Genomic DNA, 16357 nt, shown 5'->3' with positions numbered 1-16357 from the left:
GTTTCCGGCCCAAATCGGTGGAAAAAGCTGTTTCAGGCGTTTTCAGGTCTGTAACAGGAAGGTTACCGGGCCATCATTGACCAGGTGCACCTGCATGTCCGCGCCAAAACGCCCTGATGCCACTTTGCCATGCAACTGTTGCGCCTTCACTACCAGGTAGTCAAAAAGCTCTTCGCCAAGGGCCGGCGGCGCGGCTGTGGAAAAGCTCGGGCGCAGCCCGCTCTTGGTGTCCGCCGCCAGGGTGAATTGCGACACCAACAGCAAGCCGCCCTGCACATCCGCCAGGGACAGGTTCATCTTGCCCTCGGCATCACTGAACACCCGATAGTTAAGCAGCTTATGCAGGAGTTTGTCGGCACTGGCCCGGGTGTCCTCGGGCTCCACCGCCACCAGTACCAGCAATCCCTGGTCCACCGCGCCGACTATGTCCCCGGCGACTTCCACCCGCGCGCCACGCACGCGCTGCAACAGGCCCTTCATGCTTCTTCGGGCGGCAGGTCGAGCAGACGGCGCGCCATCTGGTCGGTGGCGCGTACCAGAGCATCGGTGATGCCCGGCTCGGAGGCGGCGTGGCCAGCGTCGCGGATCACCTGCAGCTCGCTGTTGGGCCAGGCCTGATGCAGCTCCCAGGCGTTGTCCAGCGGGCAGATCACATCGTAGCGGCCATGGACGATGACCCCGGGCAGATGGGCGATCTTGCCCATGTCACGGATCAGCTGGTCAGGTTCGAGGAAGGCGTTGTTGGTGAAGTAATGGCATTCGATCCGGGCAATCGACAGCGCCCGCTGCGGCTCGGAGAAACGGTCCACCACCAACGGGTTGGGGCGCAGGGTCGCGGTGCGCCCTTCCCAGCCCGACCAGGCCTTGGCCGCATGCATCTGGGCGATCTGGTCGGTGCCGGTCAGGCGCTTGTGGAAGGCGCTGACCAGGTCATGCCGCTCTTCCAGGGGAATCGGCGCCACATAGTCCTGCCAGTAGTCGGGGAACAGGCGGCTGGCGCCACACTGGTAGTACCACTGGATTTCCTGGGGCCGGGCAAGGAAGATGCCCCGCACGATCAGGCCGAGCACGCGCTCCGGGTGGGTCTGGGCATAGGCCAGGGCCAGGGTCGAACCCCAGGAGCCGCCAAACAGCACCCACTTGTCGATGCCCAGGTGCTGGCGAATGCGCTCAAGGTCCGCCACCAGGTCCCAGGTGGTGTTGTTTTCCAGGCTGGCGTGGGGGGTGGAACGCCCGCAACCGCGCTGGTCGAACGTGACGATGCGGTACAGATTCGGGTCGAAGTAGCAGCGGCTGGCCCCATCGCAGCCCGCCCCCGGCCCGCCATGAATGAACACCACCGGCAAACCTTCCGGTGAACCACTTTCGTCGACATACAGCACGTGCGGCTCGTCGACGGCCAGATCGTGCCGGGCATAGGGTTTGATCTGCGGGTACAAAGTCTGCATTACGCGCTCCGTGGAGGTCGGGTTCATCCCTGGCGGGGACTACATTTATTCTGCCGTCCGGCATCATAAACCCGAATTACGCAATGAGCATGTCCTTGGAGAAAACAGGGTTGTTTGCAGGTTTTGCGCGGGGGTCGAAGGCGCTTCGCGAGCAAGCGCGCTCCTACACAAAGGCGTGTACCCGCTGTAGGAGCGCTTGCTGTCAGGCGTAACGTTCCTGCCCCCAGGCCAGCAGCCCCTGGAGCAATTCCTTGAGCACCACCTGGGTCGGTGCTGCCAGGTCCTCGCGATAGCGGAACGGTTCGAACTCTTCCATGTAGGCGCTCTGTGCCAGTTCCAGTTGCACGGCATGGATATGCTCGGCCGGGTTGCCGTAGTGGCGGGTGATATGCCCACCCTTGAAGCGCCCGTTGAGCACATGGGTGTAGCCGCCGTGGCCGGCGCAGATCGCCTCCAGCCGGCTGGCCAGTTGCGGATCGCAGCTGGCGCCATTGAAAGTGCCGAGGTTGAAGTCCGGCAGCTTGCCTTCGAACAGGTGCGGGATCAGCGAGCGGATGGAGTGGGCATCGAACAGCAGGGCATAGCCGAATTCGGCCTTGAGCCGCGCCAGCTCTTCCTGGAGGGTGCGGTGGTAAGGCCCCCACACCTCGTGCAGGTACTGCTCGCGCTCCTCACTGGACGGCGCCTGACCTTCGACGAACAAGGGCTCGCCGTCGAACAGGGTGGCCGGGTACAGGCCAGTGGTGGCCCCCACGTACAGGGGCTTGTCATCGGACGGGCGGTTCAGGTCGATGACAAAACGCGAATATTCGGCCGCCAGGGTACTGGCCCCCAGCTCCTGGGCGAACTGGTACAGCCGTGGAATGTGCCAGTCGGTGTCCGGCAGGCTCTGCGCCTGGGGCACCAGCCCGGCCGCCACCGCCGGGGTCAGGCGCGTACCGGCGTGGGGCATGCTGATCAGCAGCGGCACCCGGCCTTGTTTGAAATTCAGAACCTTATCCACAACCCTTCTCCTACACAGTCACTTCAACGCCGTGTCGCACGACGCGCTTTTCCAGATCGCCGCCCAGCCAGTAGGCCAGGTCGGCAGGACGATCGATCTGCCAGGCGACGAAGTCCGCCACCTTGCCCACCTCCAGCGAACCATGGGTCTTTTCCATGCCCAGGGCCTGGGCCGCATGCAGGGTAACCCCGGCCAGGGCCTCCTCGGGGGTCATACGGAAACAGGTACAGGCCATGTTCAGCATCAGCCGCAGCGACAACGCCGGTGACGTACCGGGATTGAGGTCGCTGGCCACGGCGATCTTCACCCCGTGCTTGCGCAGGGCTTCCATTGGCGGCAGCTGGGTTTCCCGGAGGAAATAGAAGGCCCCCGGCAGCAACACCGCCACGGTCCCGGACGCCGCCATGGCTATTGCATCCTCCTCGGTCATGAACTCCAGGTGATCGGCGGACAGCGCATGGTAGCGGGCCGCCAGGCTCGAACCATGCAGCGACGACAGTTGCTCGGCGTGCAGCTTGACCGGCAGGCCGAGCTGTTGCGCGGCAATGAACACCCGCTCCACCTGCTCCGGGGAGAACGCCAGGTATTCACAGAAGGCATCCACCGCGTCCACCAGCCCCTCGGCCGCCAGGGCCGGGAGCATCTCGCTGCAGAGATGCTCGATGTAGGCATCGCTGCGCTCGGCGTATTCCGGCGGCAGGGCGTGGGCCGCCAGGCAGGTGCTGCGCACGCTGACCGGCAACTCTTCGCCCAGGCGACGGATCACCCGCAGGATCTTGCGCTCGCTGGCCAGGTCCAGGCCGTAGCCGGACTTGATCTCGACGCTGGTCACGCCATCGCGCAACAGGCTCAGCAGACGCTTGCGGGCGCTGCCGAACAGTTCCTCCTCGGTGGCGGCCCGAGTAGCCCGTACGGTACTGGCGATACCACCGCCGGCAGCGGCGATCTCGGCATAGCTCACCCCTTGCAGGCGCTGCTCGAACTCACCACTGCGGTTGCCGCCAAATACCGTGTGGGTGTGGCAATCGATAAAGCCCGGGGTTACCCAGGCTCCAGCCAGGTCATTGACCTGGGCGTAGTCGCCGGCCGGCGCCTCCGAGCGCCGGCCGATCCACTCGATGTGCGCCCCTGACGTCACCATGGCCGCATCCTCGATGATCGAGTAAACACCCGAGGCCATGCTGGCGACGTTGCAGTGTTGCCAAAGAGTTTTCATCCAACCTCCATTAATGGTCAGTAGGTAAAGGAGCGTCGCTCATGATCGCCTGGGCCTGCCCCGCCATGGGCTTGACCCACAGCATATAGGCCACGATCAGTAGAGCGATCCACACTACGCCGACGATCAGCGCTCCCTGGGTTTTCGGGAAATAGCCCAGCACGCCGAAGATGAACAGCATGAAGGCAATGGCCGCCGCCGGGGCCCAAGGCCAGAATGGCACCTTGAACTGCAACTGGGCCACCTGCTCGGCGGTCATCGAACGGCGCATGGCCACGTGAGTCAGGAGAATCATCAGCCACACCCAGACCGTGGCGAACGTGGCCAGGGAAGCGATCAGCAGGAAGATGTTTTCCGGGATCAGGTAGTTCAGCACCACCCCGATCAACAGAGTCACGGCCATCACCACCACGGTCATCCACGGCACCCCGTGCTTGGACACCTGGGCAAAGCCCTTGGGCGCCTGCCCTTGCCGGGCCAGGCCATACATCATCCGGCCGGCGCCGAAGATGTCGCTGTTGATGGCCGATACCGCCGCCGAAATCACCACGATATTGAGGATAGTGGCGGCCGAGCTGATGCCCAGGCTGTCAAAGATCTGCACGAACGGGCTGCCCTGGGTACCGATCTGCGGCCAGGGGAAAATCGACATCAGCACGAACAGGGTCAGCACGTAGAACAGCAGGATACGCAGCGGCACGGCATTGATCGCCTTGGGAATGACCCGCTTCGGGTCCTGGGCCTCGCCCGCAGTGACCCCGATGATCTCGATGCCGCCAAAGGCAAACATCACCACGGCAAACGAGGCGATCACCCCACTGATGCCATTGGGCATGAAGCCTCCGTGGGCCCAGAGGTTGGCGGCGCCAGTGGCCTGGTCCTGCGCGGCGCTGCTGATACCGAAGAGCATGATGCCCAAGCCCCCCAGGATCATCGCGACGATCGCCCCGACCTTGAGCAGCGACAGCCAGAACTCCATCTCGCCGAACACCTTGACGTTGCACAGGTTCAGGCCACCGATGAACAGCACGATGCCCAGCACCCAGATCCAGCGCGCCACTTCGGGAAACCAGAAGCCCATGTAGATGCCAAAGGCAGTCACGTCCGCCAGGCACACGATCAACATCTCGAAGGCGTAGGTCCACCCCAGGATGAAGCCCGGCAACGGCCCCAGGTACTGGCTGGCGTAATGCCCGAACGAACCGGACACCGGGTTGTGCACGGCCATCTCCCCGAGGGCGCGCATCACCATGAAAACCGCCGCGCCACCGATCAGGTAGGCCAGCAACACGGCGGGCCCGGCCATCTGGATGGCCGAGGCCGAACCGTAGAACAATCCTGTACCGATGGCCGACCCCAAGGCCATGAAGCGTATATGGCGGGCTGTCAGCCCTCGGCGTAGTCCACTGTCTTGCGATTGCATGTCATCGTCCCTTTTATTGTTATCGGACAAGTCCGCCCCGCGCAGGGGTGCGGGGCGGAGGAAGCAGACGCTCCGCGCCTGTCTTGCAGGTAAAGCCAACCAGCACGGGCCGCAGCTCCACGCCGAGCGCGAAGCTGCCTGGCGGCCCGGCGTGCATTACAGGCTCGGCAACAACCGGGCTGGCAGCAGCCCGTTCAGGCAACGCGAAGCCAGCAACTCACTGGCGGCGTTGATGTCCGGTGCAAAGAAGCGGTCCTTCTCGTAGTACGCCACTTTCTCGCGCAAGGTGGCACGGGCCTTTTCCAGGGTCGGCGAGGTTTTCAGGCCTTCGCGCAGGTCCAGCCCCTGGCAGGCCGCCAGCCATTCCACAGCCAGGACACCACGGGTGTTCTCGGCCATTTCCCACAAGCGCTTGCCGGCGGCCGGGGCCATGGAGACGTGGTCTTCCTGGTTGGCAGAGGTAGGGATGCTGTCCACCGAGTGCGGGTGGGCCAGGGCCTTGTTCTCGCTGGCCAGGGCCGCGGCGGTGACCTGGGCGATCATGAAGCCGGAGTTGACCCCGCCATTGGCCACCAGGAACGGCGGCAGCTGGGACATGTGCTTGTCCATCATCAGCGAGATCCGCCGTTCGCTCAGGGAGGCGATCTCGGCGATGGCCAGGGCCATGTTGTCGGCGGCCATGGCCACCGGCTCGGCGTGGAAGTTGCCACCGGAAATCACGTCACCTTCGGCGGCGAACACCAGCGGGTTGTCCGACACGGCGTTGGCTTCCACCACCAGCACTTCGGCAGCCTGGCGCAACTGGGTCAGGCAGGCGCCCATCACTTGTGGCTGGCAACGCAGGGAATACGGGTCCTGGACCTTGTCGCAGTTCTTGTGCGACGCGGATACCTCGGTGCTGTCCCCCAGCAACGCGCGATAGGCCGCGGCGGTATCGATCTGCCCGCGCTGACCACGAGCGGCGTGAATCCGCGGGTCGAATGGCGAGCGCGAACCCAGCACCGCTTCCACGGTCAGGCCGCCGCACACCAGGGCGCCGGCGAACAGGTCTTCGCCCTCGAACAGACCGCGCAAGGCGTATGCGGTGGAAACCTGGGTGCCGTTGAGCAGCGCCAGGCCTTCCTTGGCGGCCAGGGTCAACGGCTTGAGGCCGGCCACTTCCAGGGCCGCTGTCGCTTCCAGCCACTGCCCCTTGTAGCGCGCCTTGCCCTCGCCCAGCAGCACCAGGGACATGTGGGCCAAAGGCGCCAGGTCGCCGGAAGCACCCACCGAGCCCTTGAGCGGGATGTGCGGGTAGACCTCGGCGTTGATCAGGGCGATCAAGGCGTCGATCACCTGGCGGCGGATCCCGGAGAAGCCACGGCTCAGGCTGTTGACCTTGAGCACCATGATCAGGCGTACCAGGTCATCGCTGATAGGCTCGCCAACACCGGCGGCGTGGGACAGCACCAGCGAGCGCTGGAGGTTTTCCAGGTCGGCGCTGGCAATGCGGGTCGAGGCCAGCAGGCCAAAACCGGTGTTGATGCCATAGGCAGTACGATTCTCGGCGAGGATCTGCTCGACACAGGCGACGCTGGCGTCGATCTGCGCCGAGGCGCTGCCATCCAGGGTCAGGGTCAGCGGCTGCTGATAGATGGCCCGCAGTTGGGCCAGGGTCAGTTGGCCGGGAATCAGGTTTAGCGCAGTCACATTCATGCTCCTTTTGAGAGTTTTGTAATAACTAGCCAGTCGCTCCGGAAGCTTCCGTTGTCCGTCGCCACCCGCAGCTTGAGCAGGTGGCGCCTTGGCACGCTGGCGATGGGGAAATCCGTTTTATTGCACCTTGGAAAAGCGTTTGTTGAGCAATCGCGAGTCCTTGAGCAAGGCCGCCACGCTGGCGATATCCGGGGCCAGCCAGCGGTCCTGGTCGTAGGCCGGAACCCGCTCGCGCAGCAGGCACCAGGCAATGCCGGTGCCGGTGCCGAAGCGCTGCTCCTTGAGAAATTCGAATGCCTGGGCCGCCAGCAGGTACTCGATGGCGAGAATCTGGGTGCAGTTTTCCAGCACCTGCAGCAGCTTCAGGGCGGCGTTGGTGCCCAGGCTCAGGTGGTCTTCCTGCAGGCCCGAGGTGACGAAGTTGTCGAGCACCGCCGGCTGTGCCAGCTGGCGGTTCTGCGCGCACAGCGAGGCCGCCACGTACTGCACGATCATCATCCCGGAGTTGACCCCGGGCTCGGCCACCAGGAACGCCGGCAGGCCACTGACATGGGGGTTGATCAGGCGGTCCAGGCGGCGCTCGGCGATGGAGCCGATCTCGGCCATGGCAATCGCCAGCACGTCCGCCGCCAGGGCCACCGACTGGCCGTGGGGGTTGGCCTGGGACACCACCCGATAGTTGTCCGGGGTGCCCAGCAGCAACGGATTGTCGGTGGCGGCATTGAGCTCGGTTTCCACCTGCCTGGCCGCGTGGGCCAGTTGATCCCGGGCAGCACCGTGCACCTGGGGAATCGAGCGAATGCTCAGGGCGTCCTGGGTACGGATGCCCTTGCTGGAAGCGATCACCTCGCTGCGGTCGAGCAAGGCCCGCAGGTTGCTGCCCACCACCTGCATGCCGGGGTGCGCCTTGAGGGCGATGATCTCGGCATCAAAGGCGGCGATCTGGCCGCGCAGGGCCTCGAAGCTCATGGCGCCGATCACGTCGGCCCACTGCAACAGGCGGCTGGCATCGGCCAGGGCCAGGCAACCGAGGCCGGTCATGCACGGCGTGCCGTTGACCAGGCACAGACCATCCTTGGCCCCCAGTTGCACCGCTTGCAGCCCTTCCTCGGCCAGGGCCTGCTCGGCGCTGACGATGTGCCCGCGATAGCTGACCTGACCGACGCCGAGCAGCGCCACGCCGATATGGGCCATGTGGGTCAGGTAGCCCACCGAACCCTGCGACGGCACCTGCGGGGTGATCCCGCGATTGAGCAGCGCCAGCAGCGCCTGGACCACCTGCCGGTGGATCCCGGACTTGCCGTGGCTGTAGTTGATGATGGCCGCACAGATGATCGCCCGGGTCTGTTCGTCGGCCAGCACCGGGCCAACTCCGCAGGCATGGCTGAGCAGGGTATTGCGCGACAGCTGGCTGAGCTGCTCGCCGGCCAGCAACACATTGCACAAGGCCCCAAGGCCGGTGCTGATGCCATAGGCGCGCTCGCCGCTGTCCACCACTTTGCGCACGATGGCCTGGGCATTGTCGATCCGCGCCCAGGCCTGCTCCGAGAGTTCGAGCTCAGCACCGTGGCGGGCGACGGCGACAACATCCTGCCAACCCAGGGGGGCGTCGGCGATTACGATCTTTTCAGCCTGGAACATCGTTAACCTCGTGGTGAAATCCGGGGGCCTCTTCGCTGGCAAGCCAGCTCCTACGGGCCCGGGGCTTGTGGGCTGTTGAACTACACCGTCGCGGCACGACGCTGGACGAAACGATCGACGTACTCATCCGCCGGTGAATGCAGGATCTCCCTGGGCGTGCCCACCTGGATCAGGCGGCCGTCCTTGAGGATCGCGATGCGGTTGCCGATGCGCACGGCCTCGTCCAGGTCATGGGTGATGAAGACGATGGTCTTGTGCAGCGTCTTCTGCAGCTCCAGCAACTGGTCCTGCATTTCTGCGCGGATCAGCGGGTCGAGGGCGCTGAAGGCCTCGTCCATGAGAATGATGTCGGTGTCCGCCGCCAGGGCCCGGGCCAGGCCGACCCGCTGGCGCATGCCGCCGGACAGCTGGTGCGGGTACTTGTTCTCGTAGCCCTTGAGGCCCACGGTGTTGATCCAGTGCAAGGCACGCTCGGCACACAGTGCCTTGCTCTCGCCGCGCACCTTGAGGCCGTAGGCAACATTGTCCTGCACGTTGCGGTGGGGCAGCAGGCCGAAGCTCTGGAACACCATGCTGATCTTGTGCCGGCGAAACTGGCGCAGGGCCTCCATGTCGTATTGCAGGATGTCCTCGCCGTCCACCAGGATCGCGCCGCTGGTGGGGTCGATCAGGCGGTTGAAGTGGCGCACCAGGGTCGACTTGCCAGAGCCGGACAGGCCCATGATGACGAAGATCTCGCCGGTGCCAATGCTCAGGGACAGGTCGTTGACCCCGACCACACAGCCGGTCTCGGCCAGCACCTGGTCCTTGCCCTTGCCTTGGCGGATCATCGCCAGGGCATCGGCAGGGCGACTGCCGAAAATCTTGAAGACGTTCCTCACTTCGATCTTGCTGATGGCAGCGCTGCTCATTTGCTCACCTCATGGCGCGGACGACCGTAGGCCTGGGTAATGCGGTCGATCACCACCGCCAGAATCACGATCGCCAGCCCCGCTTCCAGGCCGCGCCCGACGTTGAGGGTCTGGATCCCCACCAGCACATCCTCGCCCAGGCCACGGGCACCGATCATCGAGGCGATCACCACCATCGACAGGGCCATCATCGTGGTCTGGTTGATCCCGGCCATGATGCTCGGCAGGGCCAGGGGCAGTTGCACACCGAACAGCTGCTGCCAGCGGTTGGCGCCGAAGGCGTTGATCGCCTCCATCACCTCGCCGTCCACCTGGCGGATCCCCAGGTCGGTGAGGCGGATCAAGGGCGGCGCGGCGTAGATCACCGTAGCGAAGATCGCCGGCACCTTGCCCAGGCCGAACAGCATCAGCACCGGGATCAGGTACACGAAGCTGGGCATGGTCTGCATGATGTCCAAGAGCGGCATCAGCACTGAGCGCAGGCGGTTGCTGCGGGCCGAGAGGATCCCCAGGGGGATGCCGATCAGCACCGAGATCAGGGTGGCCACCAGCATCAGCGCCAGGGTCTGCATCAGCTTGTCCCACAGACCCACCGCGCCCACCAGGAACAGCAGGCCGACGATCACCGCGGTGGTCAGCAGCTTGCGGGTGGCGTGCCAGGCGATACCGCCGACAATCGCCAGCATCAGCCACCAGGGCGCCATGCGCAGCAGGCCTTCGAGGTTGACGATAGCCCACAGCAGGGTGTCGGAAATGTGCCGGAACACATCGCCATAATGGGTCACCAGGGCGTCGACCCAGCCGTTGACCCAATCGGCGATGGAAAACGTGAAGCTTTCTGGAAACATAGGAAACTCTCGCTCAAAGGAGGTTGCTGTCCGGTTCCCGACGGCCCTTGGAGCCGCCGGAAAAGCCCGGGCTACAGGGCCGCGTCGATTTTCCCGGCGGCCTCTTCACTGACCCATGGGTGCCAGACTTCAGGATGTTCCTTGAGAAAGAGTTTCGCCAGTTTCGGCGACTCGATGCGCTCACGGCTCATGCGCGCCAGATTCTGGTTGAGCAGGTCGATCGGCAGGTTGACCTTTTCCAGTACCGCCACCAGCTCCGGGGCCTCGTCGTGGAAGACTCTGGACAAGCCGACCTTGATGCTCACGCTCTTGTCGACGCCAGGTTTCTCATCGAGCTTGACCAGGTCCACCTGGCCCATCAGAGGGGTCGGCGACCAGTAGTAGAAGAGGATCGGCTCGCCGCGCTTGTAGCTCGACAGTACCGCCGCATCCAGGGCCGGGCCGGTGCCCGGGCGGAAGTTGGTGTAGCTGCTTTCCAGGCCGTAGCTCTTGAGCATCTCGCTGTTGTCCAGCTCGCAGGTCCAGCCCGCCGGGCAGTTGTAGAAACGCCCCTTGCTCGGTTCTTCCGGGTCCTTGAACACGCTGGCGTACTTGCCCAGGTCGGCAATGTTCTTCAGGTCCGGGGCCTTGGCTTCGAGCTTGCGCTTGGCGTCGCCTTCGATCACGTAGCGCGGGACGTACCAGCCTTCGACAGCACCCACCACCGGCGCGCCGACGCCCACCACCTTGCCGGCCTTCTCGGCCTTGTTCCACACCTCGCTGCGGCCCACCCACTCTTCGGCGAAGATCTGGATGTCATTGCTGCCCAGGGCGTTTTCCATGGTGATGGAGTTGCCCGGCAGGCTGTCGGTCTTGCAGCCGTAGCCCTTCTCCAGGACCAGTTGCAGCACGTCGGTCAGCAACATGCCGCTTTCCCAGTTCAGGCCGGCGAACTTCACCGCCTTGCCCGACTCGCACCAGCCCGCGGCCTGGGCGCCGGAAGCGGCCAGCAGGCCCATGGACAGCAACGTGGTCAGCAGGGTCTTATGCATTTTCATTGTGTGACGCTCCTAATCATGAGTTGGCTTACGGCAGTTAAGAGGCATCCAGCCCTGTCCACGTCCAATCAAGACTCATACCGCTGCAGCGCGGGTGGTCCCACTCGTTTTTTGTTCGGTGGGCGCGCCCTGCTCTACTGGCAGGATCAGGTGCTCGGGCACCGCGCCATGCCACTTCTTCGCACAGGCGTAGTACAACGCCGCGGGCACCACCAGGCCGATGATCCAGGAGATGTCGGTATCTCCGAGGCTCGCCACCAGGGGGCCGGTGTAGAAGTGGGTGGAAATGAACGGCATCTGAATGAGCACGCCGAACACATAGATACTGATGCCCATGACATTCCAGCGACCGTAGCGACCGTCCGGATTGGACAGCGCGGGGATGTCATAGCGCTCCTTGGTAATGCAGTAGAAATCCACCAGGTTGATCGCACTCCAGGGCGTGAAGAACGCCAGCAGGAACAGGATGAAGGCGGAGAAATCCTTGAGGAACGAATCCTTGCCCAACAGTGCCAGGGTGGCGGCAAGCGAGACCATGATGAAGATGTAGAACAGGCGCACACCGCTGCCGATATGCCGGCTGCCGCGAAAGCCGCTGATGATCGTGGCGATCGACATGAAGCTGCCGTAGGCATTCAGCGTGGTCACCGTGACCTTGCCGAAGGCCACGGCGAAATACAGCAGGCCGGCGACGATACCGGTACCGCCGAGGCTGACGATGAACGACACCTCGTGGTGGGCGAACTGGGACCCGGCCAGGGCCGCTGCGAAGACCCCGAAGACCATCGCGGCCTGGGCCCCGATCACCGAACCCAGGCCTACGGCCCAGAAGGTTTTCGCCGCCGAGGTGCTGCGCGGCAGGTAGCGCGAGTAGTCCGCCACATAAGGGCCGAAGGCGATCTGCCAGGAGGCCGACAGCGATACCGCCAGCAGGAAGCTGGCCAGGGAAAAATGCTTGTTGCCGAGCAGGGCCGTGATGTCGTTGCCTGCCAGCAGCTTGTAGAACAGGTAGATGAAGGCCACCACGCCAAGCACGCTGGCGATCCGCCCGATGCCGTGGATGACCCGGTAGCCGAAAATGGTGAAGACCATGATCGAGCCGGCGAACAGCAAGATGCCGGCCCAGTCTTCGACGTGCAGCAGTTGCGCCACAGCCTGCCCCGCCAGCAGCGAACCGCTGGCGGAAAAGCCGACGTACATCAGGCACACCAGCACCAGGGGAATCACCGCACCGTACACGCCGAACTGCACGCGGCTGGAGATCATCTGCGGCAGCCCCAGTTGCGGGCCCTGGGCGGCATGCAGGGCCATGACCCCGCCCCCCAGCAACTGACCGACCAGCAAGCCGATCAGCGACCAGAACACATCACCGCCCAGGACCACTGCCAGGGCGCCGGTGACAATGGCGGTGATCTGCAGGTTGGCGCCCAACCACAGGGTGAATTGACTCAAGAGACGACCGTGTCTTTCCGCTTCCGGGATGTAGTCGATCGAACGCCTTTCGATCAACGGTTTGTTGCTTGCACGATCATTCGCTAAAGCCATGGACGTCGAACCTCTAGTGGGCACTGCAGACGATTTCCCCTGTAGGAGCGAGCGGGCTTGCGAGGCGGTGTGCCTGATGCACCGCGGTGCATGCTTGGCCAGCAAGCTGGCTCCTACAGAGAGCGGTGGTTACTTGCCGGTGATCATCGGCAGATTCAGGCCCTGTTCCTTGGCGCAATCGATGGCGATCTGGTAGCCGGCATCGGCGTGACGCATCACCCCGGTGGCCGGGTCGTTGTGCAGCACCCGGGCAATACGCTCGGCCGCTTCATCGGTGCCGTCGCAGACGATCACCATCCCCGAATGCTGGGAGAAGCCCATGCCGACGCCGCCGCCGTGGTGCAGGGAAACCCAGGTCGCGCCACTGGCGGTGTTCAACAGGGCATTGAGCAGCGGCCAGTCGGATACGGCATCGGAACCGTCCTGCATGGATTCGGTTTCACGGTTCGGGCTGGCCACGGAACCGGAGTCCAGGTGGTCGCGACCGATGACGATCGGTGCCGACAGCTCGCCGCTGCGGACCATTTCGTTGAAGGCCAGGCCGAGCTTGGCGCGCAGGCCCAGGCCAACCCAGCAGATCCGTGCCGGCAAGCCCTGGAAGCTGATGCGCTCGCGCGCCATGTCCAGCCAGTTGTGCAGGTGGGCGTCGTCGGGGATCAGTTCCTTGACCTTGGCGTCGGTCTTGTAGATGTCCTGCGGGTCGCCGGACAGCGCCGCCCAGCGGAACGGGCCGATGCCACGGCAGAACAGCGGACGGATATAGGCCGGGACGAAGCCGGGGAAGTCGAAAGCGTTTTCCACGCCCTCTTCCTGGGCCATCTGGCGGATGTTGTTGCCGTAGTCGAAGGTCGGAACCCCCATTTTCTGGAAGTCCAGCATGGCTTGGACGTGCACGGCCATGGACTGCTTGGCCGCCTTGATCACCGCCGCCGGCTCGGTCTGGGCGCGGTCACGGTACTGCTCCCAGGTCCAGCCCTTGGGCAGGTAGCCGTTCAGCGGGTCGTGGGCGCTGGTCTGGTCGGTGACCATGTCCGGGCGCACGCCGCGGCGTACCAGTTCCGGCAGGATCTCGGCAGCGTTGCCGCACAGGGCAATGGAGATGGCACGGCCTTCGGCGGTGTATTTCTTGATCCGCGCCAGGGCGTCGTCCAGGTCGGTGGCCTGCTCGTCGACGTAGCGGGTCTTGAGGCGGAAGTCGATGCTGGTCTGCTGGCACTCGATGTTCAGCGAGCAGGCTCCGGCCAGGGTCGCGGCCAGTGGCTGGGCACCGCCCATGCCGCCCAGACCCGCAGTCAGCACCCAACGGCCCTTGAGGTTGGAATCGTAATGCTGGCGGCCGGCTTCGACGAAGGTTTCATAGGTGCCCTGGACGATGCCCTGGCTGCCGATGTAGATCCAGCTGCCGGCGGTCATCTGGCCGTACATGGCCAGGCCCTTGGCATCCAGTTCGTTGAAGTGTTCCCAGCTGGCCCAGTGCGGCACCAGGTTGGAGTTGGCGATCAGTACCCGCGGGGCGTTGCTGTGGGTCTTGAACACGCCCACCGGCTTGCCGGACTGCACCAGCAGGGTTTCGTCGTCATTCAGATGGGTCAGGGCCTCGACGATCTTGTCGTAGCACTCCCAGTTGCGCGCCGCGCGGCCGATGCCGCCGTACACCACCAGCTCCTTGGGGTTCTCGGCAACTTCCGGGTCGAGGTTGTTCATCAGCATGCGCAGCGGCGCTTCGGTCAGCCAGCTCTTGGCGGTCAGCTTGTTGCCGCGTGCAGCACGGATTTCGACGTTACGGTATTTAGTTGGCTTGCTGTCGGTCACGGAAAAACTCCTCGGCGATGAGTCCAAGGTGCGAAGAGGATTCCATCGACTCTTACGCACACATATTTACTTGTACATACAAGCATATGCAATCAAGCGGCCAACTCCCTTGAGATCATTCTCATAAACCTGACGAACACATCGCAGGCCTTGTAGAACGGGGCTTTCAACCAAAGATAAATTTTCAGCGAAGGTTTTTTTCCACGCGCGCGGCTGTTACCAGGATGGGCTTTTGCGCCGAGCTGGGGCGTTCGGTAACAAATGAGTGCGCGCAAGAAACAGCAGGCGCGCCGGCGCAGGCACGCAGGACCCCGCACGAAGCCAAGGGCAACCAAGCACGAATAAAGAAAGGAGGTTTGCAGCATCCGCAGGCCGTATCCCGGCCTGCGGCAAGATGTGATGAATCAGCGGGCGGTGAGTTCGATCACGCAGCACAGCCCGTCCAGGGCGACTTCCAGCAGCCCGCGATTGCCTTCCAGGCGCAGGCAGTCATAACGCCCCAGTGCTTGCACCGGTGCGCTACCGGTATCCACCCAGGCTTGCTCGGCAGCGCTGAACAGCAACAAGGTGTGCGCCTGGGTGAAAAACCGCTGCTGGCCATCGAGCCACTGCAAACGGGCGACGTAGCGCTGTGGGCAATAGATCAGGTTGAAGTCGCGAATCGCCCCCTCCAGCAGTGTGCAATCGACCTGGCTGGCGCCGCTGAAGGCAAAGGCGTCCAGAGGCAACAGCGGCCGCACATCCTCGCCATCGATGGTCAGTTGCATGCCCGCCCCCTGGAGCACGGTGATGACCCGCTGGTAACCGGCAAAACTGGAAAACCCGCCGGACTCGGCGATATCGGCAATCGACAGGCGCCAGCCGAAACCGTCCAGGCCGTCACCGGTATCCCGGGCAATCTCTTCGGTGCTGCCTCCACCGTTTTTCCAGGGCATGCGTGGGTAGTCGGCGGCACGCAGATGGGTGAGCTGGATCATTTGTGAAAGCGCCCTTCCAGACGATGACGGGAACCGGGGTGGATCAGCCGCGCGGCGGTCACCGGCTGGCGCCCGGACCAGGTGCGACGGCGAATCAGCAGGCAAGGCTCGCCCCGCTCGATCTGCAGCAGCCGGCATTCTTCGGCTTCGGCGAGAATCGCCTCCACCACATGCTCGCCCTCGGTCAGGGGCGCGACCTGGGACAGATAGGCGTAGGGAGTCTGCAGGGTGAAGTCCTGCTTGAGGTACTCCGGCGCCACCAGGGCGTTGACGAAACGGTCCTCGATCTGCACCGGGATGTCGTTCTCGAAATGCACGATCAGCGAGTGGAAGACCTTCTGCCCTTCACGCATGTCCAGGGCCAGGGCACGCTCGGAACCGGCGGCCTCCTCGCCCAGGGTGATCACCTGGCAGGTGTGGCGATGACCACGGGACGCGATCTCGTCGGCAATGTTGTGCACTTCGAACAGGGCGGACTGGCTCTTGGGTTCGGCGACGAACGTGCCCACGCCCTGCATCCGCACCAGCATGCCTTCGGCCGTCATCTCGCGCAGCGCGCGGTTGATGGTCATGCGGCTGAAACCCAGCTGATTGACCAGCTCGCTTTCCGAGGGAACACGGTAGTGCGGCGGCCAGTTTCCGCTCTCGATCTGCTGGGTGATCATCTGTTTGACGCGGGCGTACAAGGGCGCCGGACTATCGCCCAAGTGGGCAGCCAGCGGCGATTTGGCAGGCGGAGTCGGCACAGGAAATCCTTGTTGATCGATAAAGGTGGCTAGCTTGCCGGAGTTTACCGGGCAG

General features: G+C 64.1%; 14 protein-coding genes. All 14 read right to left on the bottom strand.

Going from position 1 to position 16357, the window contains the following annotated elements; translation table 11 throughout:
• Positions 1–42: 42 nt before the first annotated feature.
• The 14 genes from dtd to hutC all read right to left on the bottom strand — a co-directional run bounded on the left by dtd (position 43) and on the right by hutC (position 16302).
• The gene (dtd, locus tag KI242_RS02120; RefSeq protein ID WP_011058787.1) at positions 43–480 is read right to left on the bottom strand and encodes a D-aminoacyl-tRNA deacylase; all 438 of its coding nucleotides are present in this window, start codon (positions 478–480) and stop codon (positions 43–45) included.
• On the bottom strand, positions 477–1448 hold the full coding sequence (gene pip, locus KI242_RS02115; protein ID WP_011058786.1) for a prolyl aminopeptidase: 972 nt from the start codon (positions 1446–1448) through the stop codon (positions 477–479). The genes dtd and pip overlap by 4 nt, the downstream gene beginning before the upstream one ends.
• 202 nt (positions 1449–1650) lie before the next feature.
• Positions 1651–2451 (bottom strand): N-formylglutamate deformylase, encoded by an 801-nt coding sequence (hutG, locus tag KI242_RS02110; protein WP_019095427.1) that lies wholly within the window; start codon positions 2449–2451, stop codon positions 1651–1653.
• Between the two features lie 10 nt (positions 2452–2461).
• Positions 2462–3667, bottom strand: a complete 1206-nt coding sequence (gene hutI / locus KI242_RS02105; RefSeq protein ID WP_123473084.1) for an imidazolonepropionase — start codon at positions 3665–3667, stop codon at positions 2462–2464.
• Positions 3668–3677: 10 nt separating this feature from the next.
• Entirely contained in the window at positions 3678–5090 is a 1413-nt protein-coding gene (locus tag KI242_RS02100; RefSeq protein WP_015633849.1) for an amino acid permease, read from the bottom strand.
• Positions 5091–5246: 156 nt separating this feature from the next.
• Positions 5247–6785, bottom strand: coding sequence for a histidine ammonia-lyase (gene hutH, locus KI242_RS02095; RefSeq protein WP_019095429.1), 1539 nt, complete (start codon positions 6783–6785; stop codon positions 5247–5249).
• A 117-nt stretch (positions 6786–6902) separates the two neighbouring features.
• A complete protein-coding gene (gene hutH, locus KI242_RS02090) occupies positions 6903–8426 on the bottom strand; it encodes a histidine ammonia-lyase (RefSeq protein ID WP_212805875.1) in 1524 nt (507 codons plus the stop codon).
• A gap of 80 nt (positions 8427–8506) precedes the next feature.
• Positions 8507–9337 (bottom strand): glycine betaine/L-proline ABC transporter ATP-binding protein, encoded by an 831-nt coding sequence (locus KI242_RS02085; protein WP_011058780.1) that lies wholly within the window; start codon positions 9335–9337, stop codon positions 8507–8509.
• Entirely contained in the window at positions 9334–10185 is an 852-nt protein-coding gene (locus KI242_RS02080) for a proline/glycine betaine ABC transporter permease (RefSeq protein WP_011058779.1), read from the bottom strand. Before KI242_RS02080 ends, KI242_RS02085 begins: the two co-directional genes overlap by 4 nt.
• Before the next feature lie 71 nt (positions 10186–10256).
• Positions 10257–11222, bottom strand: coding sequence for an ABC transporter substrate-binding protein (locus tag KI242_RS02075; RefSeq protein ID WP_011058778.1), 966 nt, complete (start codon positions 11220–11222; stop codon positions 10257–10259).
• Positions 11223–11297: 75 nt separating this feature from the next.
• Entirely contained in the window at positions 11298–12767 is a 1470-nt protein-coding gene (locus KI242_RS02070) for a cytosine permease (protein ID WP_212805874.1), read from the bottom strand.
• Between the two features lie 129 nt (positions 12768–12896).
• On the bottom strand, positions 12897–14579 hold the full coding sequence (gene hutU, locus KI242_RS02065) for a urocanate hydratase (protein ID WP_011058776.1): 1683 nt from the start codon (positions 14577–14579) through the stop codon (positions 12897–12899).
• A gap of 404 nt (positions 14580–14983) precedes the next feature.
• Positions 14984–15556: a HutD family protein gene (locus KI242_RS02060; RefSeq protein ID WP_011058775.1), complete on the bottom strand. Its 573-nt coding sequence runs from the start codon at positions 15554–15556 to the stop codon at positions 14984–14986.
• Positions 15553–16302 (bottom strand): histidine utilization repressor, encoded by a 750-nt coding sequence (hutC, locus tag KI242_RS02055; protein WP_011058774.1) that lies wholly within the window; start codon positions 16300–16302, stop codon positions 15553–15555. The genes KI242_RS02060 and hutC overlap by 4 nt, the downstream gene beginning before the upstream one ends.
• Positions 16303–16357 lie beyond the last annotated feature (55 nt).

Source organism: Pseudomonas sp. Eqa60 (genome assembly GCF_018326405.1).
Lineage (GTDB): Bacteria > Pseudomonadota > Gammaproteobacteria > Pseudomonadales > Pseudomonadaceae > Aquipseudomonas > Aquipseudomonas protegens.
Note: the sequence above shows the minus strand (reverse complement) of the source record. Positions and strands in the feature narration are given on the sequence as shown.

Excerpts from the sequence above, each read along its gene's own strand:
- KI242_RS02060 (WP_011058775.1), bottom strand. The coding sequence starts at position 15,556 with ATGATCCAGCTCACCCATCTGCGTGCCGCCGACTACCCACGCATGCCC.
- hutH (WP_212805875.1), bottom strand. The coding sequence starts at position 8,426 with ATGTTCCAGGCTGAAAAGATCGTAATCGCCGACGCCCCCCTGGGTTGG.
- KI242_RS02070 (WP_212805874.1), bottom strand. The coding sequence starts at position 12,767 with ATGGCTTTAGCGAATGATCGTGCAAGCAACAAACCGTTGATCGAAAGG.
- KI242_RS02075 (WP_011058778.1), bottom strand. The coding sequence starts at position 11,222 with ATGAAAATGCATAAGACCCTGCTGACCACGTTGCTGTCCATGGGCCTG.
- hutH (WP_019095429.1), bottom strand. The coding sequence starts at position 6,785 with ATGAATGTGACTGCGCTAAACCTGATTCCCGGCCAACTGACCCTGGCC.
- KI242_RS02080 (WP_011058779.1), bottom strand. The coding sequence starts at position 10,185 with ATGTTTCCAGAAAGCTTCACGTTTTCCATCGCCGATTGGGTCAACGGC.
- dtd (WP_011058787.1), bottom strand. The coding sequence starts at position 480 with ATGAAGGGCCTGTTGCAGCGCGTGCGTGGCGCGCGGGTGGAAGTCGCC.
- KI242_RS02100 (WP_015633849.1), bottom strand. The coding sequence starts at position 5,090 with ATGCAATCGCAAGACAGTGGACTACGCCGAGGGCTGACAGCCCGCCAT.
- pip (WP_011058786.1), bottom strand. The coding sequence starts at position 1,448 with ATGCAGACTTTGTACCCGCAGATCAAACCCTATGCCCGGCACGATCTG.
- hutI (WP_123473084.1), bottom strand. The coding sequence starts at position 3,667 with ATGAAAACTCTTTGGCAACACTGCAACGTCGCCAGCATGGCCTCGGGT.
- KI242_RS02085 (WP_011058780.1), bottom strand. The coding sequence starts at position 9,337 with ATGAGCAGCGCTGCCATCAGCAAGATCGAAGTGAGGAACGTCTTCAAG.